The 18,527-nt window shown below is 64.4% G+C and carries 19 protein-coding genes; 5 read left to right on the forward strand and 14 right to left on the reverse strand.

The window, feature by feature from the left end:
- Window positions 1–48: 48 nt before the first annotated feature.
- Complete coding sequence (locus AC2CGW_RS11885) at window positions 49–1,596, forward strand: phosphoenolpyruvate carboxykinase (RefSeq protein WP_411383607.1); 1,548 nt, start codon at window positions 49–51, stop codon at window positions 1,594–1,596.
- A gap of 139 nt (window positions 1,597–1,735) precedes the next feature.
- Window positions 1,736–2,170: an acyl-CoA thioesterase gene (locus AC2CGW_RS11890; RefSeq protein WP_411383608.1), complete on the forward strand. Its 435-nt coding sequence runs from the start codon at window positions 1,736–1,738 to the stop codon at window positions 2,168–2,170.
- On the opposite strand, the gene AC2CGW_RS11895 is transcribed toward AC2CGW_RS11890, so the two are convergent.
- The 6 genes from AC2CGW_RS11895 to fdhD all read right to left on the reverse strand — a co-directional run bounded on the left by AC2CGW_RS11895 (window position 2,160) and on the right by fdhD (window position 8,554).
- Entirely contained in the window at window positions 2,160–2,816 is a 657-nt protein-coding gene (locus AC2CGW_RS11895) for a response regulator (protein WP_186710718.1), read from the reverse strand. The genes AC2CGW_RS11890 and AC2CGW_RS11895 overlap by 11 nt on opposite strands.
- Before the next feature lie 118 nt (window positions 2,817–2,934).
- A complete protein-coding gene (locus tag AC2CGW_RS11900; RefSeq protein WP_186667430.1) occupies window positions 2,935–3,738 on the reverse strand; it encodes a CheR family methyltransferase in 804 nt (267 codons plus the stop codon).
- Between the two features lie 215 nt (window positions 3,739–3,953).
- On the reverse strand, window positions 3,954–4,436 hold the full coding sequence (locus AC2CGW_RS11905; protein WP_186667431.1) for a glycine zipper domain-containing protein: 483 nt from the start codon (window positions 4,434–4,436) through the stop codon (window positions 3,954–3,956).
- Between the two features lie 281 nt (window positions 4,437–4,717).
- Complete coding sequence (locus AC2CGW_RS11910; RefSeq protein ID WP_186667432.1) at window positions 4,718–5,122, reverse strand: hypothetical protein; 405 nt, start codon at window positions 5,120–5,122, stop codon at window positions 4,718–4,720.
- 250 nt (window positions 5,123–5,372) lie between these two features.
- Window positions 5,373–7,718: an FdhF/YdeP family oxidoreductase gene (locus AC2CGW_RS11915; RefSeq protein ID WP_484574081.1), complete on the reverse strand. Its 2,346-nt coding sequence runs from the start codon at window positions 7,716–7,718 to the stop codon at window positions 5,373–5,375.
- A 5-nt stretch (window positions 7,719–7,723) separates the two neighbouring features.
- Window positions 7,724–8,554: a formate dehydrogenase accessory sulfurtransferase FdhD gene (fdhD, locus tag AC2CGW_RS11920; RefSeq protein ID WP_186667434.1), complete on the reverse strand. Its 831-nt coding sequence runs from the start codon at window positions 8,552–8,554 to the stop codon at window positions 7,724–7,726.
- Window positions 8,555–8,729: 175 nt separating this feature from the next.
- Here fdhD and lysM point away from each other — a divergent pair, with 175 nt between their 5' ends.
- Window positions 8,730–9,170: a peptidoglycan-binding protein LysM gene (gene lysM, locus AC2CGW_RS11925; RefSeq protein WP_186710714.1), complete on the forward strand. Its 441-nt coding sequence runs from the start codon at window positions 8,730–8,732 to the stop codon at window positions 9,168–9,170.
- Between the two features lie 139 nt (window positions 9,171–9,309).
- Here the strand turns inward: lysM and yrfG are convergent, their stop codons facing one another.
- Window positions 9,310–9,972, reverse strand: coding sequence for a GMP/IMP nucleotidase (gene yrfG / locus AC2CGW_RS11930; RefSeq protein WP_186667436.1), 663 nt, complete (start codon window positions 9,970–9,972; stop codon window positions 9,310–9,312).
- Window positions 9,973–10,037: 65 nt separating this feature from the next.
- On the opposite strand from yrfG, the gene nudE reads away from it, so the two are divergent.
- Together nudE and cysQ are read left to right on the forward strand one after the other, a co-directional pair.
- Window positions 10,038–10,604 carry an ADP compounds hydrolase NudE gene (gene nudE, locus AC2CGW_RS11935; RefSeq protein ID WP_054891688.1) on the forward strand — a complete coding sequence of 189 codons (567 nt, stop codon included), beginning with the start codon at window positions 10,038–10,040 and terminating at the stop codon, window positions 10,602–10,604.
- A complete protein-coding gene (gene cysQ, locus AC2CGW_RS11940; protein WP_186667437.1) occupies window positions 10,601–11,428 on the forward strand; it encodes a 3'(2'),5'-bisphosphate nucleotidase CysQ in 828 nt (275 codons plus the stop codon). Before nudE ends, cysQ begins: the two co-directional genes overlap by 4 nt.
- Before the next feature lie 29 nt (window positions 11,429–11,457).
- On the opposite strand, the gene AC2CGW_RS11945 is transcribed toward cysQ, so the two are convergent.
- From AC2CGW_RS11945 to rfbB, 7 genes are read right to left on the reverse strand one after another with little or no spacing between them, the layout of a single operon-like run.
- On the reverse strand, window positions 11,458–11,913 hold the full coding sequence (locus AC2CGW_RS11945; RefSeq protein WP_186667438.1) for a thioesterase domain-containing protein: 456 nt from the start codon (window positions 11,911–11,913) through the stop codon (window positions 11,458–11,460).
- Window positions 11,910–13,313 (reverse strand): sigma-54-dependent transcriptional regulator, encoded by a 1,404-nt coding sequence (locus tag AC2CGW_RS11950; protein ID WP_288375842.1) that lies wholly within the window; start codon window positions 13,311–13,313, stop codon window positions 11,910–11,912. Before AC2CGW_RS11950 ends, AC2CGW_RS11945 begins: the two co-directional genes overlap by 4 nt.
- Window positions 13,310–15,124 (reverse strand): sensor histidine kinase, encoded by a 1,815-nt coding sequence (locus AC2CGW_RS11955; protein WP_186710216.1) that lies wholly within the window; start codon window positions 15,122–15,124, stop codon window positions 13,310–13,312. The genes AC2CGW_RS11950 and AC2CGW_RS11955 overlap by 4 nt, the downstream gene beginning before the upstream one ends.
- A 37-nt stretch (window positions 15,125–15,161) precedes the next feature.
- A complete protein-coding gene (rfbD, locus tag AC2CGW_RS11960) occupies window positions 15,162–16,022 on the reverse strand; it encodes a dTDP-4-dehydrorhamnose reductase (RefSeq protein ID WP_288375840.1) in 861 nt (286 codons plus the stop codon).
- Complete coding sequence (gene rfbC, locus AC2CGW_RS11965; protein ID WP_484574082.1) at window positions 16,019–16,564, reverse strand: dTDP-4-dehydrorhamnose 3,5-epimerase; 546 nt, start codon at window positions 16,562–16,564, stop codon at window positions 16,019–16,021. The genes rfbD and rfbC overlap by 4 nt, the downstream gene beginning before the upstream one ends.
- Entirely contained in the window at window positions 16,561–17,436 is an 876-nt protein-coding gene (rfbA, locus tag AC2CGW_RS11970; protein ID WP_186720191.1) for a glucose-1-phosphate thymidylyltransferase RfbA, read from the reverse strand. Before rfbA ends, rfbC begins: the two co-directional genes overlap by 4 nt.
- Window positions 17,433–18,515 (reverse strand): dTDP-glucose 4,6-dehydratase, encoded by a 1,083-nt coding sequence (gene rfbB, locus AC2CGW_RS11975; protein WP_186720190.1) that lies wholly within the window; start codon window positions 18,513–18,515, stop codon window positions 17,433–17,435. The genes rfbA and rfbB overlap by 4 nt, the downstream gene beginning before the upstream one ends.
- Window positions 18,516–18,527 lie beyond the last annotated feature (12 nt).

Raw genomic sequence — 18,527 nt, forward strand, 5'->3', positions numbered from 1 at the left:
ACTACAAAACGTTTGGAGCACTCGGCCTCGGGCCGGATGGGGTATCTCATGACGCAAGCCAACAACACCGTGTACACCGACCTGACCGTCGACGAGCTGGTAAAACATGCGCTGCAACGCGGTGAAGGCGTGCTGGCCGATACTGGCGCACTGGTCGTGAAAACCGGTCACCGTACTGGCCGTTCGCCCGCTGACCGTTTCATCGTCGATGAGCCGAGCACCTCTGCCGCCATCGCCTGGGGCCCGATCAACCGCAAGTTCCCAGCCGACAAGTTCGATGCCCTGTGGGACCGCGTCGAGGCGTTCAACAACGCCCAGGAACACTTCGTCTCCTACGTACACGTTGGTGCTGCAGCCGAGCACTACCTGCCGGTGAAGATGACCACCCAGACCGCCTGGCAGAACCTGTTCGGCCGTTGCCTGTTCATCAATCCGGAAAAAGGCCAGTTCAACCCGGCCGGCCGCGATCAGTGGCAGATCCTCAACGTCGCCAACTTCGAGTGCGTTCCAGAGCGTGATGGCACCAACTCCGATGGTTGCGTCATCCTCAACTTCGCCCAGAAGAAAGTGCTGATCGCAGGCATGCGCTATGCCGGCGAAATGAAGAAGGCCATGTTCTCGGTGCAGAACTTCCTGCTGCCGGAAGTCGACGTGCTGCCGATGCACTGCGCGGCCAACATCGGTGAAGAAGGCGACGTGACCCTGTTCTTCGGCCTGTCCGGCACCGGCAAGACCACCCTCTCCGCCGACGAAAGCCGTTACCTGATCGGTGACGACGAGCACGGTTGGGGCGAAGGTGTCGTCTTCAACATGGAAGGTGGTTGCTACGCCAAGTGCATCGACCTGTCCGAGAAGAACGAGCCGGTCATCTGGAAAGCCATCAAGCATGGTGCGGTGCTGGAAAACGTCGTTATCGACAAAACCGGCAAAGCCGACTACACCGATGTCAGCCTGACCCAGAACAGCCGTGCCGCCTACCCGCTGGAGCACGTCGCCAAGCGCGCCGAAGCCAACCTGGGTGGCGAGCCGAACGCGGTCATCTTCCTGACCTGCGACCTGACTGGCGTTCTGCCTCCGGTGTCGATCCTGAACAACGAGCAGGCAGCCTACCACTTCCTGTCGGGCTACACCGCGCTGGTCGGTTCCACCGAAATGGGTTCGGGCGGCGGCATCAAGTCGACCTTCTCCACCTGCTTCGGCGCGCCGTTCTTCGCCCGTCCTGCAGGCGAGTACGCCGAGCTGCTGATCAAGCGCATCAATGGCTTCAACTCCAAGGTTTACCTGGTCAACACCGGCTGGACGGGCGGTGGCTACGGTGTCGGCAAGCGCTTCAGCATCCCGACCACCCGTGGTGTGATCGCCGCGATCCAGAGCGGTGCTCTGGTCGGTGCTGAAACCGAACACCTGGACATCATCAACCTGGACGTACCGAAGTCCGTTCCAGGCGTCGACACCGAGCTGCTCAACCCGCGCGCCACCTGGGCTGACAAGGCCGCTTACGACGAGGCCGCCAAAGGCCTGGCCAAGCTGTTCATCGAAAACTTCAAGAAGTTCGAAGTTTCCGACGCGATCAAGGCCGCTGGCCCACAGCTGTAAGCTGTACTGGCCGCACTGAAAGAGCCGCCCTTCGGGGCGGCTTTTTCATGTCTGGCGATCAAGGGCTGTGTTTGCGTCTATGGTTTTCCAGATCAGATGTGGGAAGCTTTCCTTTCCTGCCACCCGCCTTGGATACCCCATGCCCGAGACCATCAAGCGCAGTGCCTTTTCTCATTTCCACCCCATCCTCACCCGCCCGCAGGACAACGACCACAACGGCTACCTTGCCGGTTCCACGGTGCATGCCTTCTTCGAGACGGCCATCCAGGCGTTTCTCGTCGAACAGGCTGAACTGGACCTGCGCGACGGTGAGCTGGCGGGTTTCGTGGTCAGCTCTGCCGCGGACTTCTATGCCCTGCCTGGATTTCCCGATGTGCTGGAGGTCGGCCTGGGGGTGACGCGGCTGTCTGGCAGCACGGTGGAGTTTTGCCTGGCGTTGTACCGGCCGGGCGAGGCCGAGCCCTGTGCGGCGGGCACTGTGGTGCACGTATTCATCGAACGCGCCACGGGGCACCCGGCGGTGTTGCCGGAAACCCTGCAACTGATCCTGGCGGGGCTGTCGCTCAATCGTTGAGGCGAATGATCCCCTCGCGCACGGCAAACAGCACCAACCCCGGGACATCGTGGATCTGCAGGCGGTGCATGATCTGCGAGCGATGGGCCTCGATGGTCTTGATGCTCAGCCCCAGCCCCTCGGCGATGGAGCGGGTGCTCTCGCCGCGGGCGATCAGGCGCAGGATTTCCAGCTGACGGGTGGTCAGCGGCGCTTGTGCGGGGCTGGGCGTGCGCTTGCGACTGTGCTTGAGGGCCTGCCCGATGACCATCGGCAGCACCGTCGACGACAGGTACTGACCGCCGCTGCGCAAAGTCTGCAACGCCTGCTCGAACTCTGCCACGGTGGCGCTCTTGAGCAGGAAGCCCTGGGCGCCGAGTTGCAGGCAGCTCATCACATGCTCCAGTTCCGAGCGTGTCGAGAGCATCAGCACGCGTGTGGCCGGAACCCGGATAAACAGTTCCTGCAGCACCTGCTGACAATCCAGTGCATCGCTGTTCATGTCGAGCACGACGATCTCGGGCCGCAGCTTTTCCGCCAGACTCACGGCGCTCATGCCGTCGCTGGTGTCTCCGACCACGGTGTATTCCTTCTTCTGTTCGAGCAGGGCGCGCAGGCCGGCGCGGAAAAGTGGCGAGTCGTCGGCAAGCAGGATTCGGCAGGGCATGGGTCAAGGCCTGTTTCGCAAGGGATGGGGGGCGGCAGGCCTGCTCGATCCACAAGCGCACTGCCGCGCGGGGGCGCGACCAGTCCTTGTCTGCCGTTCGATGCGGCAGTGCTATTCATCATAGGCGTTCGAACACCGACGGCAGTAGTGGCCGCAGGGGCAGGTCCAGGCCGTGAATGCTCTCGCTGTGGCCGATCATCAACAGCCCGCCCGGACGCAGGTGTGGCATCAGGCGCAGCAGGACATCGGCCTTGCACCGCGCGTCGAAACCCGCGAGCAGGTTACGCAGCAGGATTACATCGAACTCGCCCAGATCGGTCGGCAGCGGCTCGATCAGGTTGATCTTCTCGAAGCGTACCCGGTCGCGCAGGCTCGGTGCGATACGTAGACGACCGGCTGCTTCGTCGGCGCCACACAGGCAATGGCAGTCCAGCCAGCCGTGGGGAAAGTAGCGGGCCTGGGCGATGTCGTAGACACCGGCCTCAGCCTGTCGCAGCAGGGCGCTGTCGTAGTCGCTGGCCAGCACCTGCCAGCCGGCGGATGTGCTCTGTTGCGCGACCATGGCCAGGCTCCAGGCCTCTTCGCCGCTGGCACAGGCCGCACTCCAAAGGCGTACCGGGTGAGCGAGCCTGGGGAGCCAGCGTTGCAACTGTTCGAAGTGGCGATGCTCGCGAAAGAAGTAGGTGTCCCGGGCAATGAGCAGGTGCAGCAGGTGCGTCTGTTCGCCGGGGTGTGCATCGATCAGGTCGAGGTAAGCCTCGAAGCTTGCCAGCCGGTGGAAGCGCAAGCGGGCGTGCAGGCGATGGGCAACCATGCTCTGGCGATCGTCTGCCAGTTGCAGGCCGGTGGCCTGGGAAACCCGTCGGCGGATGCGCAGGAAGCAGGCGTGGTCGAGGTGTGGCGGGCGCGTATCGTCCGTCATCCTTCTGCCTCCCCGGATTCGGGCTGGCGTGTTGGATCGACGAGGCTCGTGCGCATTCCCTGCGTCCCCTGTTGTGATGGCGGTGGGAAATGATAGCTAGTGGCTACCTGCCTCCATATCGGGGTGTCCCTTACGCCCTCGACCTGTCGGAATACAAAGGCCCCGCCGGGTGAGGGCGGGGCCTTAGGTATCAGGCGTAGGTGAGTGGACGCCGATCAGTCACGCCAGTGGCGCTTGTGCTTGCGATGGCCGTAGTGATGGCCGTGGTCCCAATGGCGACGGTCGTCGCGGCGGTAGCGCCGATCGCGATCGCGGTCGTGGCGATCGTCTTCGTCGGCCTTGTTGCCCATGTAGTTACCCAGTGCGCCACCGGCACCGCCACCTGCGGCTGCGCCGATCAGGCTACCGGTGCTGCCGCCGACCTGACGGCCGACGACGTTGCCGCCCGCCGCGCCCAGTGCACCGCCAATGGCGGCTTCACCGCGCTGGCGCTTGTCGGCACCGACGGCACTGCCCGCCGCGCCACCCAGACCTGCGCCGATGGCCGAGCCGGTGTTGCCGCCGATGGACTGGCCGACCACCGAGCCCAGTACCCCACCCAATGCGCCGCCAATGCCGGCCTCGGTGGTGCCGCCTGCCATGGCAGCGCCGCTGAGCAGACCAAAAGACAACAACAGAATCGAGGAGTACTTCTTCATCAAGAGAGCCTCAGAGGGATGACGAGGCGGAATTTGAGGCTCAGCGAAGCGGCTGGCAATGGAAATCCGACGAGTAGCACGAGTTGTACACAATTTCCTAACTTGCTGATTTTGCTGTGAAACTTTCTCTGTTTTTGCTGGTCTCAGATTACTTGAGATGAAAACAAGCCCCGGTCGTTTGCTCGGGGCTTTTTGTTGGGTGATGGCTTTATCGCAAAACGAGCCTGCTCCCACAGGAAGTGAACAGGGTAGCGGGCTCAAGTCCGCAACGCCATGCCCTGTCACTCTGGGTCGTATTCGAAAGACTTCAATTTGGTGTGCGCGCTGTTATGGTCGATGGAGCGGATGAGCGTGACACTCTTGATGCCTGGCTGACTGACTTCTGCGGTTGTGCCCACTACCTGGCCATTGGCATTCTTCACGACAAACTGTTCGAATGTGCCTTCTTTGACAACCTTGATGCGGCTTGCCGTCCCATCAAGCGTTATCAGCGTGTCTCCCGGTTGATGATCGCGGTCGGTCCCTTCGCCCTCCAGAAACTTTTTGCCGTTCTCTTGCTTTACCGTCCATTTCAGTTCGTTGATGACTTTCAGCTTGTAGCCAAATCTTGGGCGTTCGATGACATCGCCTTTGACGTATACCTGGCCTAGCGGCAGATCATTGAACTCGTCGATCACAGTGCTCACAGATGTCCCCTCTCGACTGGCGTCGATGTTTTTTGAAGCCTTGACTCTGTGTCCTTGCTGGTTGCTGCACAACTGGCAACTTTATCAGTTGAAACGCGCAGCGAACTTATGCTGACCATTACGTCAGTGATAAATGTGCAGGCCTGAGGTTACCGGAAGTACAAAAAAACCCGGTTGATTAGCCGGGTTTTCTTGTATGGGTTGTCCCGTCGTGGGACGAACCCGCTCCCGCATGGGAGCGGTGGTGGCATCAGATGATGCGACCGTCCCCGCGCGCGGCTTCCAGCTTGATGGCGATGAACTTCGAGGTTGGCGTGTGGCTGCCGTCGCCGATGCTCTCCAGCGGTACCAGCGGGTTCACCTCTGGGTAGTAGGCGGCTGCCTGCCCCGCCGGAATGTCGAAGGCCAGCAGGGTGAAACCCTCCACCCGGCGCACGTGTTCATCGCCCCACAACGACACGATGTCGACCTTCTGCCCTGGCTGGAAGCCCAGGCGAATGATGTCGGCCTCGTTGGCGAACAGCACCTCGCGCTGGCCCCGCACGCCGCGGTAGCGGTCGTCCAGGCCGTAGATGGTGGTGTTGTACTGATCGTGCGAACGCATCGACTGCATGATCAGGTCAGGCACCTGGCCGCTGGCGCGCACGCGCTCGTCGAGCAAGGTGTCGGGCAGCAGGTTGGGCTTGAAGTTGGCACGGCCGCTCGCGGTCTTCCACTGGCGGCTGCCGGCGCTGTTGCCCAGGTAGAAACCACCCGGCAGGTTCAGGCGCTGGTTGAAGTCGGTAAAACCGGGGATGGTATCGGCGATCAGGTCGCGAATCCGGTCGTAGTCGGCCACCACCCAGTTCCAGTCCACAGGATGGTTGCCCAGGGTGGCGGCGGCGATGCCGGCGACCACCGCAGGCTCCGAGCGCATCTGCTTGGACAGTGCGCGCAACTGGCCGTTGGAGGCGTGGACCATGCTGAACGAGTCCTCCACCGTGACCGCCTGCGGGCCTTCGGCCTGCAGGTCGATATCGGTGCGGCCCAGGCACGGCAGGATCAATGCCTGCTGGCCATGGATCAGGTGGCTGCGGTTGAGCTTGGTGCTGATGTGCACGGTCAGCGCACAGTTGCGCAGGGCCTGGGCGGTGCGCTCGGTATCCGGGGTAGCCTGGGCGAAGTTGCCGCCCAGCCCGATGAACACCTTGGCCCGGCCTTCGAGCATGGCGTGGATCGCCTCGACCGTGTTGTGGCCGTTGTGGCGTGGCGCCGGGAAGCCGAAGCGCTTCTCGATGGCATCGAGCAGGGCTACCGGCGGGCGTTCGTTGATGCCCATGGTGCGGTCGCCCTGCACGTTGCTGTGGCCGCGAACGGGGCACAGGCCGGCGCCAGGTACACCGATGTTGCCGCGCAGCAGCATCAGGTTGACGATTTCCTGGATGGTCGGCACCGAGTGGCGGTGCTGGGTGATACCCATCGCCCAGCACATGATCACGCGTTTGCCTTTGCAGTACATGCGCGCCGACAGCTCGATGTCGTCGAGGGTCAGGCCGGACTGTTCGACGATCTGCTCCCAGGGTGTGGCATCGACCACTGCCAGGTATTCGTTCACGCCCTGGCCGTGCTCGGCGATGAACACGTGGTCGAAGACCGCCGGCTCGCCCTTGGCCTGAGCCTCGCGCTCCCACTGCAGGAGGAACTTGGCCATGCCGCGCAGCAGCGCCATGTCGCCACCCAGCGCCGGGCGGAAGAACGCGGTGTTGGTCGGCCGGTCGCTGTTGAGCAGCATCTCCAGTGGATGTTGCGGGTGCTGGAAGCGCTCCAGGCCGCGCTCTTTCAGCGGGTTGACGCAGACCACCTGGGCGCCGCGCTTCACGGCATCGCGCAGGGGGTCGAGCATGCGCGGGTGGTTGGTGCCGGGGTTCTGGCCCAGGACGAAGATCGCGTCGGCATGTTCGAAATCGTCGTAGGTGACGGTGCCCTTGCCGACGCCGACGCTCTGCCCCAGGGCCACGCCGCTGGCCTCGTGGCACATGTTCGAGCAGTCGGGGAAATTGTTGGTGCCAAAGGCGCGTACGAACAGTTGGTACAGATAGGCCGCCTCGTTGCTGGCCCGGCCTGATGTGTAGAACTCGGCCTGGTCTGGCGACTCCAGCGCCTTGAGGTGGCTGGCGATCAGCTCGAAGGCTGCATCCCAGGCAATCGGCTGGTAACGGTCGCTGGCCGGGTCATAGACCATCGGCTCGGTCAGGCGGCCCTGGTACTCGAGCCAGTAGTCGCTCTGCTCGAGCAGCGCACTGACGCTGTAGCGGGCGAAGAAGGCGGCGTCGACACGACGCTTGGTGGCCTCCCAGTTGACGGCCTTGGCGCCGTTCTCGCAGAACTTGACCATGCCGCTCTCGGGCGAGTCGCCCCAGGCGCAGCCGGGGCAGTCGAAGCCGCCGTTCTGGTTGGTCTTGAGGAGTGCACGCAGGTTCTTCAGCGCGTTGTCGCTGCCGACCCAGGCCTTGGCCACGCTGCGCAGCGCGCCCCAGCCGCCGGCTGGGCCGTGATAGGGCTTGTAGCGTGGGGTGGAAGCGGGGGCGTTGTCTGGAAGTTTCTCGAAGGAGGTCACGGCTTTTACGACTCCGCCGCTGGGCTGAATACCCGCGGTGCGCTGTGTTTGGGCAGATGGATGAGGTTGAGGTTGTGCTTGCGTGCCCATTGCAGGGCAAGGCCGGTCGGTGCCGACAGGCTGACCAGGGTCTGGATGCCGGCACGCAGGACTTTCTGGATCAGCTCCAGGCTGCAGCGGCTGGTGACGATGGCCAGGCCGCCGGAGGTGTCGATGCGTTGGCGCAGCAGGGCGCCGATCAGTTTGTCGAGGGCGTTGTGCCGGCCGATGTCTTCGCGGCCCAGCAGCAGTTCGCCGTTGCGATCCATGAACAGCGCCGCATGCACAGCGCCGCAGTGCTGGCCCAGGGGCTGGAAGGCGTCGATGCGCTGGCGCAGGTCCTTGAGCCACTCCACCGGCGGCAGGGGCGCGCCGGGCAGTGCCGCGAGCTCGGGCAATGCCTGTTCCAGAGCCTCTACACCACACAGGCCGCAGCCACTGGTGCCGGCCATCTGACGCCGCTGGTCCTTGAGGTTCCAGAACGCGCGGCTGGAAATCTCCAGGTCGGCATACAGCGCCGAGCCGCTGCCGGAGAGCTTTACGTCATAGATCTCTTCGGTGCTGGAAACGATGCCACTGCCGACGCTGAAACCGACGGCGAAGTCTTCCAGGTCAGTCGGGCTGACCAGCATCACCGCCTGGTTCAGGCCGTTGTAGACGATCGCCAGGGCGACTTCTTCGGCCAGGGGCGTGCTGTCGCTCGCATGGTCGCAGAGCTGTACATAATCGTAGGTGTTGCTGGCGGCAGGCAGTGACAGAGGTGCTGATGCCGCGCAGACCGGAGGCTTGCTGTTCATCGGGGCGGATCACCGGCGGCTTTTTACTAGCACAAGCCTAGGCTTGTGGGCGCGCCGCGTCTAATCGCTAGGGTCGATGCCGTGATAGACCGCGTCGATTGGTCGCAGTGGAGCGGGCCAGGGATTCCTGGCCTAGACTCTCAGGTTCCGAGGAATCATCAACAAGGAGCGCGTCATGAGCCTGTTCAGTTTCGTGAAGGAAGCCGGCGAGAAGTTGATCGATCTGCTGACCCCCGGCAACGCGAATGCCGAGGAGCAGTTGAAGAAGCACGTGGAGAGCGTGGGCCTGGGCAATCCGAATATTTCGGCCACCGTAGAGGGTGACAAGGTCATCCTCAAGGGCGAGGTGGCGAGTCAGGAGGAGAAGGAGAAGATCATCCTGGCGGCAGGCAACATCGCAGGGGTGGCTTCGGTGGATGACCAGATCACCGTCACCGGGCCGGTGGCGCAGGCGGCTCGATTCGTCACGGTGAAGAAGGGCGACACCTTGAGTGCGATCGCCAAGGCTGAGTATGGCGATGCCAGCAGATACCAGAAGATCTTCGAGGCCAACAAGCCGCTGCTGTCACACCCGGACAAGATCTATCCGGGGCAGGTACTGCGCATTCCAGACTGAGGATCGGTGTTGCGCTCATCGCGGGACAAGTCGGAGCGCCGAACCGCCGCTCTCACAGGGATATCTCCCCCGCCTGAAACCCGGGTGATATTTGTGGGAGCGGCGGTTCGGCGCTCCGACTTGTCCCGCGATGAGGCCCTCAAAGTCCCAGCAACAATTCCCGGTAATCCTCGACCGCCGCGAACTCCTGCGTATCGCGCACATCCGCCCGGCTATCGGGCTGCCGCACTGCCAGCAGATGCCCCACCCCGAACCGCTGGGCACTGCGCAGGATCGCCAGGGTGTCGTCGATGAACAGGCTGCGCGCGGGCTCGAAGCCGATATCGGCGCGCAGGGCATCCCAGAACTGCGGGCTCTCTTTCGGGTAGCCATAGTCGTGCGAGCTGATCAGCCGTTCGAAATACGGCGCAAGCTGCACTTTTTCGAGTTTCAGCGACAGTGAGTCGCGGTGGGCGTTGGTGATCATCACCACACGCTTGCCGGCCTTGCCGATGGCGGCAAGGAAGGTGTCGGCGTCCGGGCGCAGAGCGATCAGGTCGGCGATCTCGCGCTTGAGTTCGCGGATCGGCAGGCGCAGTTCGCGGCTCCAGAAGTCCAGGCAATACCAGTTCAGGGTGCCGGCATGAAGCTCGAACAGCGGCCGCAGTTCCAGCTCGGCCATCGCGCGGCTCACGCCATGCAGCTCGGCGTAGCGCTGGGGCAGGTGTTCGAGCCAGAAGCGATTGTCGTAGTGCAGGTCGAGCAGGGTGCCGTCCATGTCCAGCAGGACGGTATCGATGGTGGACCAGGGCAGAACAGGCATTGGAATTTCTCGATCGGTCGGCAAGCCACGGTATAGTAACCCGTTCACGCCAAGGAGCCGCACCCATGCGCCAGAAACCCACCGTCCTCAGTCGCGAGATCGTCGCCAGCAGCCGCCTGTTCCGGGTCGAGGCGGTGCAGTTGCGCTTCTCCAATGGCAACGAGCGCACCTACGAGCGCCTGGTCGGTCGGGGCAACGGTTATGGTGCGGTGATGATCGTGGCGATGCTCGACGCCGAGCATGCGGTGCTGGTCGAGGAATACTGCGGCGGCACCGATGAATACGAACTGTCGCTGCCCAAGGGCCTGATCGAGCCGGGCGAGGACGTGCTGGCCGCCGCTGATCGTGAGCTCAAGGAAGAAGCCGGTTTCGGGGCACGACAACTGGAGCACCTCACCGAGCTGTCGCTGTCGCCCGGCTACATGAGCCAGAAGATCCAGGTGGTGCTGGCCAGCGACCTGTACGAAGAGCGCCTGGAGGGCGACGAGCCTGAGCCGATGCGCGTCGACAAGGTCAACCTGCGCGAGCTCTCGGCCCTGGCCATGCACCCGCAGTTCAGTGAAGGCCGGGCGCTGGCGGCGTTGTACCTGGCGCGTGACCTGCTGATCCAGCGGGGGCTGCTGAGCGCATGAACGACCTGCAACTGATGCATGAAGTGGTCAAGCTCGCTCAACTGGCGGGCGAGGCGATCCTGCCATTCTGGCGCTCTGGCGTCGCAGTCACCAACAAGGCCGACGACTCGCCGGTGACCGCCGCCGACCTGGCTGCTCACCGAGTCATCGCCGACGGCCTGCAAGCCCTGGCGCCGCAGATTCCGGTGCTGTCGGAGGAAGATTGCAACATCCCGCTGGCGACACGCCAAGCCTGGACGCGCTGGTGGCTGGTCGATCCATTGGACGGCACCAAGGAGTTCATCGCCGGCAGCGAGGAATTCACCGTCAACATCGCCCTGATCGAGAACGGTGAGGTGGTGTTCGGTGTGGTGTCGATGCCGACCAATGGCCGCTGCTACTTCGGTGGCCGGGCGTTGGGTGCATGGCGCGTCGAGCCCCAGGGTGACGCCCGGCCGATTCACGTGCGCAACGCGCCACCTGCCGATGGGCGTTTCACGGTCGTTGCCAGCCGTCGTCATACCAGCCCCGAGCAGGAAGCCCTGCTGGCTGGGCTCGGTGCCGAGGTCGGCGAACTGGAACTGGCCAATATCGGCAGCTCGCTGAAGTTCTGCCTGCTGGCCGAGGGCGCTGCCGATTTCTACCCGCGCCTGGCGCCGACCTCGCAGTGGGATACCGCGGCGGCGCAGGGGGTGGTCGAAGGGGCAGGGGGCGAGGTGATCGGGCTGGATGGCCAGGCGTTCCGCTATCCGGCGCGGGAGTCGCTGCTCAATCCGTTCTTCCTGGCGCTGCCGGCCAAGGCGCCATGGCGGCAAAAAGTCATTGCAGCGGCTATCGGGCAGTAATTACCGAAGCCGCCTCGCTCCTCGCCTGATCAGCGGTGCAGCACATACTGCCCGCTGAATCTCACTGCCGCCTCTTCACTCCCCGCATTGCTCACCATCGTCTCCAGGGTCAGGCGCGCCCGGCCGCGGCGCTGGTACATCGTCAGGAAGCGCTCCCAGACCTTTTCGTCCGGCGCCGGGCAGCGTGCTACCGCCGTGCCTGTCACCGGCAATGGATAACTGATCTGCCCTTCATGGATGACGATGTGCCCGTCATCGATCCCCAACTCACGCAAGCGCAGGTGCAGCCAGCCCCAGCCGACCAGCACGGCGGCGCAGTAGAGGCTGCCGCCGAACATGGTGCTCTTGTGGTTGACGTTGGGCGCCAGCGGTAATTGCAGACGCAGGCACTGCTCGCGCCAGTCGATGACTTGCATGCCCATTTCTCGTGTCAGCGGTATATCGCTGTGCAGGACTGCCTGCAGGTACTGGCTGTCGGTGGTCATGGCCGCGGCTCCTCGTGATCGTCATGGCTGCTGCCGTCGGCGAAGCTCAGGCCGTGCTTGCGCAGCTTGTCGTGCAACGTTTTGCGCGGGATGCCGAGGGCTTCGGCGAGGCTGCGCATGGAGCTGTGCGGCTGGTTCAGTTCGGCGGCGATCAGCGAGCGTTCGAACTGCTCGACCTGCTCGCTGAGGTTGCCGACACGTGCCGGTTCGGCGCTGTCGGTGGCAGGGGGCACCTGGCCGTCCAGGGCCAGCTCCAGGCCCAGGGCGAAGCGCTCTGCCGCGTTCTGCAGCTCGCGTACGTTGCCTGGCCATTCGTGACGCAGCAGCACGGCCCGCTGCGCCGGTTGCAGGGTGTGCGGTGCCAGGCCGTGGCGTTGGCTGGCGGCATCGGCGAAGTGCTGGAACAGCACCAGGATGTCGTCGCCGCGTTCGCGCAGGGCCGGTATGCGCAGCGGTGCGACGTTCAGGCGGTAGTAGAGGTCGGCGCGGAAACGCCCTTGGTCGGCCGACTGGCGCAGGTCTTCCTTGGTCGCGGCGATCACGCGGATATCCAGCGGGATCAGTTGGTTGCCACCCAGGCGCTCGACCACCCGCTCCTGCAGCAGGCGCAGCAGCTTGACCTGCACGTCCAGGCTCATGCTCTCGATTTCGTCGAGGAACAGCGTGCCGCCGTTGGCGAATTCGAACTTGCCGATACGACGCTTCTGCGCACCGGTGAAGGCGCCGGGTTCATGGCCGAACAGCTCGCTCTCGACCACCGACTCGGCCAGGGCGCCGGCATTGATGGCCACGAACGGGCCGTCCCGACGGCTCGACAGGTCGTGCAGGGCACGCGCGACCACCTCTTTACCGGCGCCGGTCTCGCCGAGGATCAGCACGTCGGCGCGGGTTCCGGCCAGGGCGCCGATCTGTTCGCGCAGGCGCTGCATCGACGGTGAATGGCCGACCAGCCGTGTCGACAACTGCTGGCGATCGCTCAGGGCCAGACGCAGGCTGCGGTTGTCCAGCACCAGGCGGCGCAGCGCCAGGGCCCGGCGCACGCTGTCGAGCAGGGCGTCGCTGGCGAAGGGCTTTTCCAGGAAGTCATAGGCCCCGGCACGCATCGCCTGGACTGCCAGCGGCACGTCGCCGTGGCCGGTGATCAGCAGCACAGGCAGTTCGCTGTCCCGTGTGTGCAGTTGCTCCAGCAGTTGCAGGCCGTCGATACCCGGCATGCGGATATCGCTGACCACCACGCCGGGCCAGTCAGGCTCGATGCGCTCGGCCAGGCCCTGGGCGTCGGCCAGGGTAGCAACCTTGAGGCCTGCCAGGTCCAGGGTCTGGCTCAGGGCCTGGCGCAGGTGCGGATCGTCATCGACCAGGATGACCTGGGTTTGACTGTCGATCAGTGTCTCGGTCATGCCGAGGAATCCTCCGAAGGTTTCAGGTTGGCACCGGGTGCTGCCATGCGCAGTTGCAGGGTGAGCAGGGCGCCCCCTTCCGGGTGGTTGCCCATCAGCAACTCGCCACCGAGCGCGCGCATCAGGCTTTCGCAGATCGCCAGGCCCAGGCCAAGGCCCTGGGTACGGGTCTTGGTGGTGAAGAAGGGTTCCTTGGCGTGCTCCAGCGCTTGCCGGGTAAAGCCCGGGCCGTTGTCGCGAATGTACAGGTAGACGCAGTCGTCGCGCGTCTCGGCACTCAGCCAGAGGCGGCGAGGGTTGGCTTTTTCCGTGAGTGCGTCGAGGGCATTGGCCAGCAGGTTGCCGAGCACCTGGCGCAGGCGGGTTTCACCGGCCTGGACCCATAAGGTGGCATCCGGCAGATCGCGGATCAGTTCCACCGCCATGGCCCGACGACGCTTGGCCAGCAAGGCCAGGGCATCGTCCAGCGCCGGTTGCAGGGCCACGCTTTCCGGGGCATGGCGGTCGCGGCGGGCAAAGGCGCGCAGGTGGGCGATGATCGAGGCCATGCGCCCGGTCAGCTCGCCGATCAGCTTGAGGTTGCCGCGGGCATCCTCGGTGCGCTGGTGGTCGAGCAGGATCTCGGCGTTCTCGGCGTAGCTGCGGATCGCCGCCAGCGGTTGGTTGAGCTCGTGGCTGATGCTCGCCGACATGGTGCCCAGCACCGACAGTTTCCCGGCCTGGACCAGCTCGTCCTGGGCGCGTACCAGTTCCTGCTGCGCCTGCTCGCGCTCCAGCACTTCGTTCTTCAGGCGATTGTTCAGCCATTCGAGGTCGGCGGTGCGCGCCACCACGCGGTTTTCCAGCTCCTGGCGGCCACGAGCCTCCAGTTCGATGCGATCCATGTAGTGGCGGCGGCGCTGCATCACCAGCCCGGCCAGGAGCATGGTCACCAGCAGCGCACCGGCGCCGATGGCCATGACGGTCTGCACCGAGCGATCGACCAGGATGCGCGGCGCAAGGATGCTCACCTGCCAGCCGGTCTCCTTGATATCGCGGGTCTGGGTCAGCCAGGCGTCGGGTTCCAGGCGCAACGGTTGCGGTGCCTGGGTCGGGTAGGGCTGGATGGCGATCATCGCCTTGCGCTCGGCTTCGCTCAGTACACGGGTAGCGCGGAAACGCCACTCCGGGCGCGAAGTGAGCACCACCACGCCGTACTGGTCGGTCAGCAGCAATTGTTCCGGGGTGCGGCCCCAGAGGGTTTCGGTGTGGTCGAGGTCGACCTTGACCACCAGCACGCCGACTACACGTTCGCCGTCACGCACCGCTGCCGCGAAGAAGTAGCCGCGCTTGGCCGAGGTGGTGCCCTGGCCGAAGAAGCGGCCCAGGCGCCCTTCCATCGCCTCGATGAAGTAGGGGCGGAAGGCGAAGTTGCGGCCGACGAAGCTGTCGCGCTTGTCCCAGTTGGAGGCGGCCAGGGTATTGCCGCTGACGTCCATCAGGTACATCACTTCGGCGCCGGTCTGCTGGGTGATCTCGCGCAGCAGGCGATTGGCGTTGGTCACCGCCTCCAGCCTGAACGGGTCGGCCAGCACGCCACGCAGGGCCGGGAGGTCGCCGAGGATCTGCGGCAGGGTCTCGTAGCGGTGCAGGGTGCCGAGCAGGTTGGCGACGTAGAGGTCGAGGGTCTGGCGGTTCTGCGAGGCCAGTTGGTCCTGATAATAGCGTTCGGCCAGATGATGCAGCGGCCACAGCAGCGGGGCCAGGCACAGGGCCAGCAGGGCCAGGCTGCGCCAGCGGGGTCGTTGCGAAGTGATTGAAGTCGAGGTCATCGCCAAGTGCGCCAGAATGAACTGGCGCAATTATGCGCTACTTCAGGCAGTCGATCAGCGCTTGCTGCCAATGCGGCTGGCTGACCTGCCATTCACGTGCCAGGCGTGAGCAGTCCAGGCGTGAGTTGAGCGGGCGGCGGGCCGGGGTCGGGTATTCGCTGCTGGGGATCGGCAGCAGTTCGGCACAGGGCAGGCCGCGGGCCTTCAACTGCTCGGCGATGGCCTCGGCGAAGCCGAACCAGGAGGTTTCGCCCTGGGCTGTCAGATGATAGGTCCCCCACGCACCCGCCTGGCCGGCCTGCCAGCGCTCGATCAAGGCGCGGGTGCTGGCGGCGATCGTCCCGGCCCAGGTCGGTGCGCCGATCTGGTCGTCGACCACTTTCAACTGCGGGCGCTCCTGCAGCAGGCGTTGCATGGTCAGCAGGAAGTTGCGTCCATGCAGCGAGTACACCCAGCTGGTGCGCAGGATCAGGTGCTGGGCGCCCACTGCGGTAATCGCCTGCTCGCCTGCGAGCTTGCTCTGGCCGTAGACACCCAGCGGATGCACCGGGTCGTCCTCGACATAGGGGGTTGTCTTGTTGCCGTCGAACACGTAGTCGGTGGAGTAGTGGATCAGCGGCGTACCCAGGCGTGCGGCTTCCTCGGCCAGCACGCGCGGACCTTCGGCGTTGATCGCGTAGGCCAGTGGCGCTTCGCTCTCGGCCTGGTCCACCGCGGTGTGGGCCGCGGCGTTGATGATCAGGTCGGGGGCGAGCTGGCGCAGAGGCTCACGCATGCCTTCGGGTTGAGCCAGGTCGAGCTGGTCGCGGCCGAGCAGGTGCAGTTCGCCAAGCCCGGCCAGCGCCTGCTGAAGGGCCTGGGCGACCTGGCCGTTGCGGCCGCAGACGAGGATCTTCATGGGAACAGCTCCGCGTCCTGAAGCAGCACCCCAGCCTGGTCCTTGGCTGACAGCAGCGGTTCCGACTCAAGTTGCCAGTCGATGGCCAACTGCGGATCGTCCCAGCGAATGCAGCGCTCGGCTGCGGGGTTGTAATAGTCGGTGGTCTTGTACAGGAAGTCGGCCGACTCGCTGAGCACCACGAAACCGTGGGCGAAGCCAGCAGGGACCCACATCTGGTGGTGGTTCTCGGCAGACAGGCGTGCGCTGACCCAGCGCCCGAAGGTTGGCGAGCCGCGGCGGATGTCCACGACCACGTCCAGCACCTCGCCCTGGGTCACGCGGACCAGCTTGCCTTGCGGGTTCTGCAACTGGTAGTGCAGACCGCGCAGCACGCCCCGCTGGGAGCGCGAATGATTGTCCTGAACGAACTCGACATCGACCCCGGTACGTTCGGCGAAGGTGCGGGCATTGAAGCTTTCGAGGAAGAAACCACGGCTGTCACCGAACACCTTGGGTTCGATGATGAGGACTTCGGGGATTGCGGTATTGATGACGTTCATGGCGTTTCTTCAGCCAGTTTGCTCAGGTATTGGCCGTAGCCGGTTTTCTTCAGTTCGTTGGCCTTGGCCAGCAGCCTTTCCCGGCAGATCCAGCCCTTCTGATAGGCGATTTCTTCCAGGCACGCCACTTTCAGGCCCTGGCGGTGCTCGATGGTCTGCACGTACTGGGAAGCCTCCAGCAGGCTGTCGTGGGTGCCGGTATCGAGCCAGGCGAACCCGCGACCGAAGCGTTCGACCCTCAAGTCGCCGCGCTTGAGGTAGGCGTTGGTGATGTCGGTGATTTCCAGTTCGCCCCGAGGCGAAGGGCGCACGCCCTTGGCGATCTCGATCACATCGTTGTCGTAGAAATACAGGCCGGTCACCGCGTAGCTGGAGCGCGGTGCGACCGGTTTTTCCTCGATGGACAGGGCATTGCCCTGCGCGTCGAACTCGACCACGCCGAAGCGCTCCGGGTCCTTGACCAGGTAGCCGAACACCGTCGCCCCGGAGGGGCGGTTGACCGCACGCAGCAACTGTTCGCTGAAGCCTTGGCCGTGGAAGATGTTGTCGCCGAGGATCAGGCACACCGAATCGTCGCCGATGAAGTGTTCGCCGATCAGGAAGGCTTGGGCCAGGCCATCAGGCGAGGGCTGCTCGGCGTAGCTGAGGTTGATGCCGAACTGGCTGCCGTCGCCGAACAGCTGGCGGTACTGCGGCAAGTCCTGGGGAGTGGAAATGAGCAGGATGTCGCGGATGCCAGCGAGCATCAACACCGAGATCGGGTAGTAGATCATCGGTTTGTCGTAGATCGGCAACAGCTGTTTCGACACGCCAAGCGTGATGGGGTGCAGGCGAGTACCGGAGCCTCCGGCGAGGACGATGCCCTTGGTCATGCGATCAGGTCCTTGAAGTCGGAATTGCCCAGGCGTTCACCCTGGTAGCTGCCATCCTGGACGTGGCGGCACCATTCCAGGTTGTCGAGGTACCACTGCACGGTCTTGCGCAGGCCGGACTCGAAGGTCTCCTCCGGCACCCAGCCCAGCTCGCGCTCGATCTTGCTCGCGTCGATGGCGTATCGCAGGTCGTGGCCGGGGCGGTCCTGGACGAAGGTGATGAGGTCGGCAAAGTGGGCGATGTTGGCGGGGCGCTGGGGCGCGAGCTCTTCGAGCAGATTGCAGAGCGCCCGCACCACATCGAGGTTCTTCTGTTCGTTGTGCCCGCCGATGTTGTAGGTCTCGCCAACCTTGCCTGCGGTCACCACCCTGAGCAGCGCGCGGGCATGGTCCTCGACGAACAGCCAGTCACGCACTTGCTGGCCGTTGCCGTACACCGGCAGTGGCTTGCCGGCGAGGGCGTTGAGGATCATCAGCGGGATGAGTTTCTCGGGGAAATGATACGGGCCGTAGTTGTTCGAGCAATTGGTGATCAGCACCGGGAGGCCGTAGGTGCGATGCCAGGCGCGGACCAGGTGGTCGGATGCCGCCTTGCTGGCCGAGTAGGGCGAGCTTGGGGCATAAGGCGTGGTTTCGCGGAACAGGTCGTCGGCACCGTGCAGGTCGCCATACACCTCGTCGGTGGAAATGTGGTGGAAGCGGAACGCGTCGCGCGCATCTTCCGGCTGGCGGCTCCACCAGGCGCGGGTGGCCTCCAGCAAGGTATAGGTGCCGGTGATGTTGGTCTGGATGAATGCTGCCGGCCCGTCGATGGAGCGGTCCACATGGGACTCGGCGGCCAGGTGCATGATCGCGTCAGGCTGGAAACGTTCGAGGACAGCGCTGACGGTCTCCTGATCCACGATATCGGCCTGGACGAACTCATAGCGGCTGTTGTCGGCGATGCCGCGCAGCGACTCGAGGTTGCCAGCGTAGGTCAACTTGTCGAGGTTCAGAACTTCGTTGTCGGTATGGCCGATCAAGTAGCGGATCAGCGCCGAACCGATGAAGCCGGCACCGCCGGTAATGAGAATACGCATGGGGTGTGACTA

The sequence above is a fragment of the Pseudomonas sp. SYWMCR5 genome (assembly GCF_057197165.1).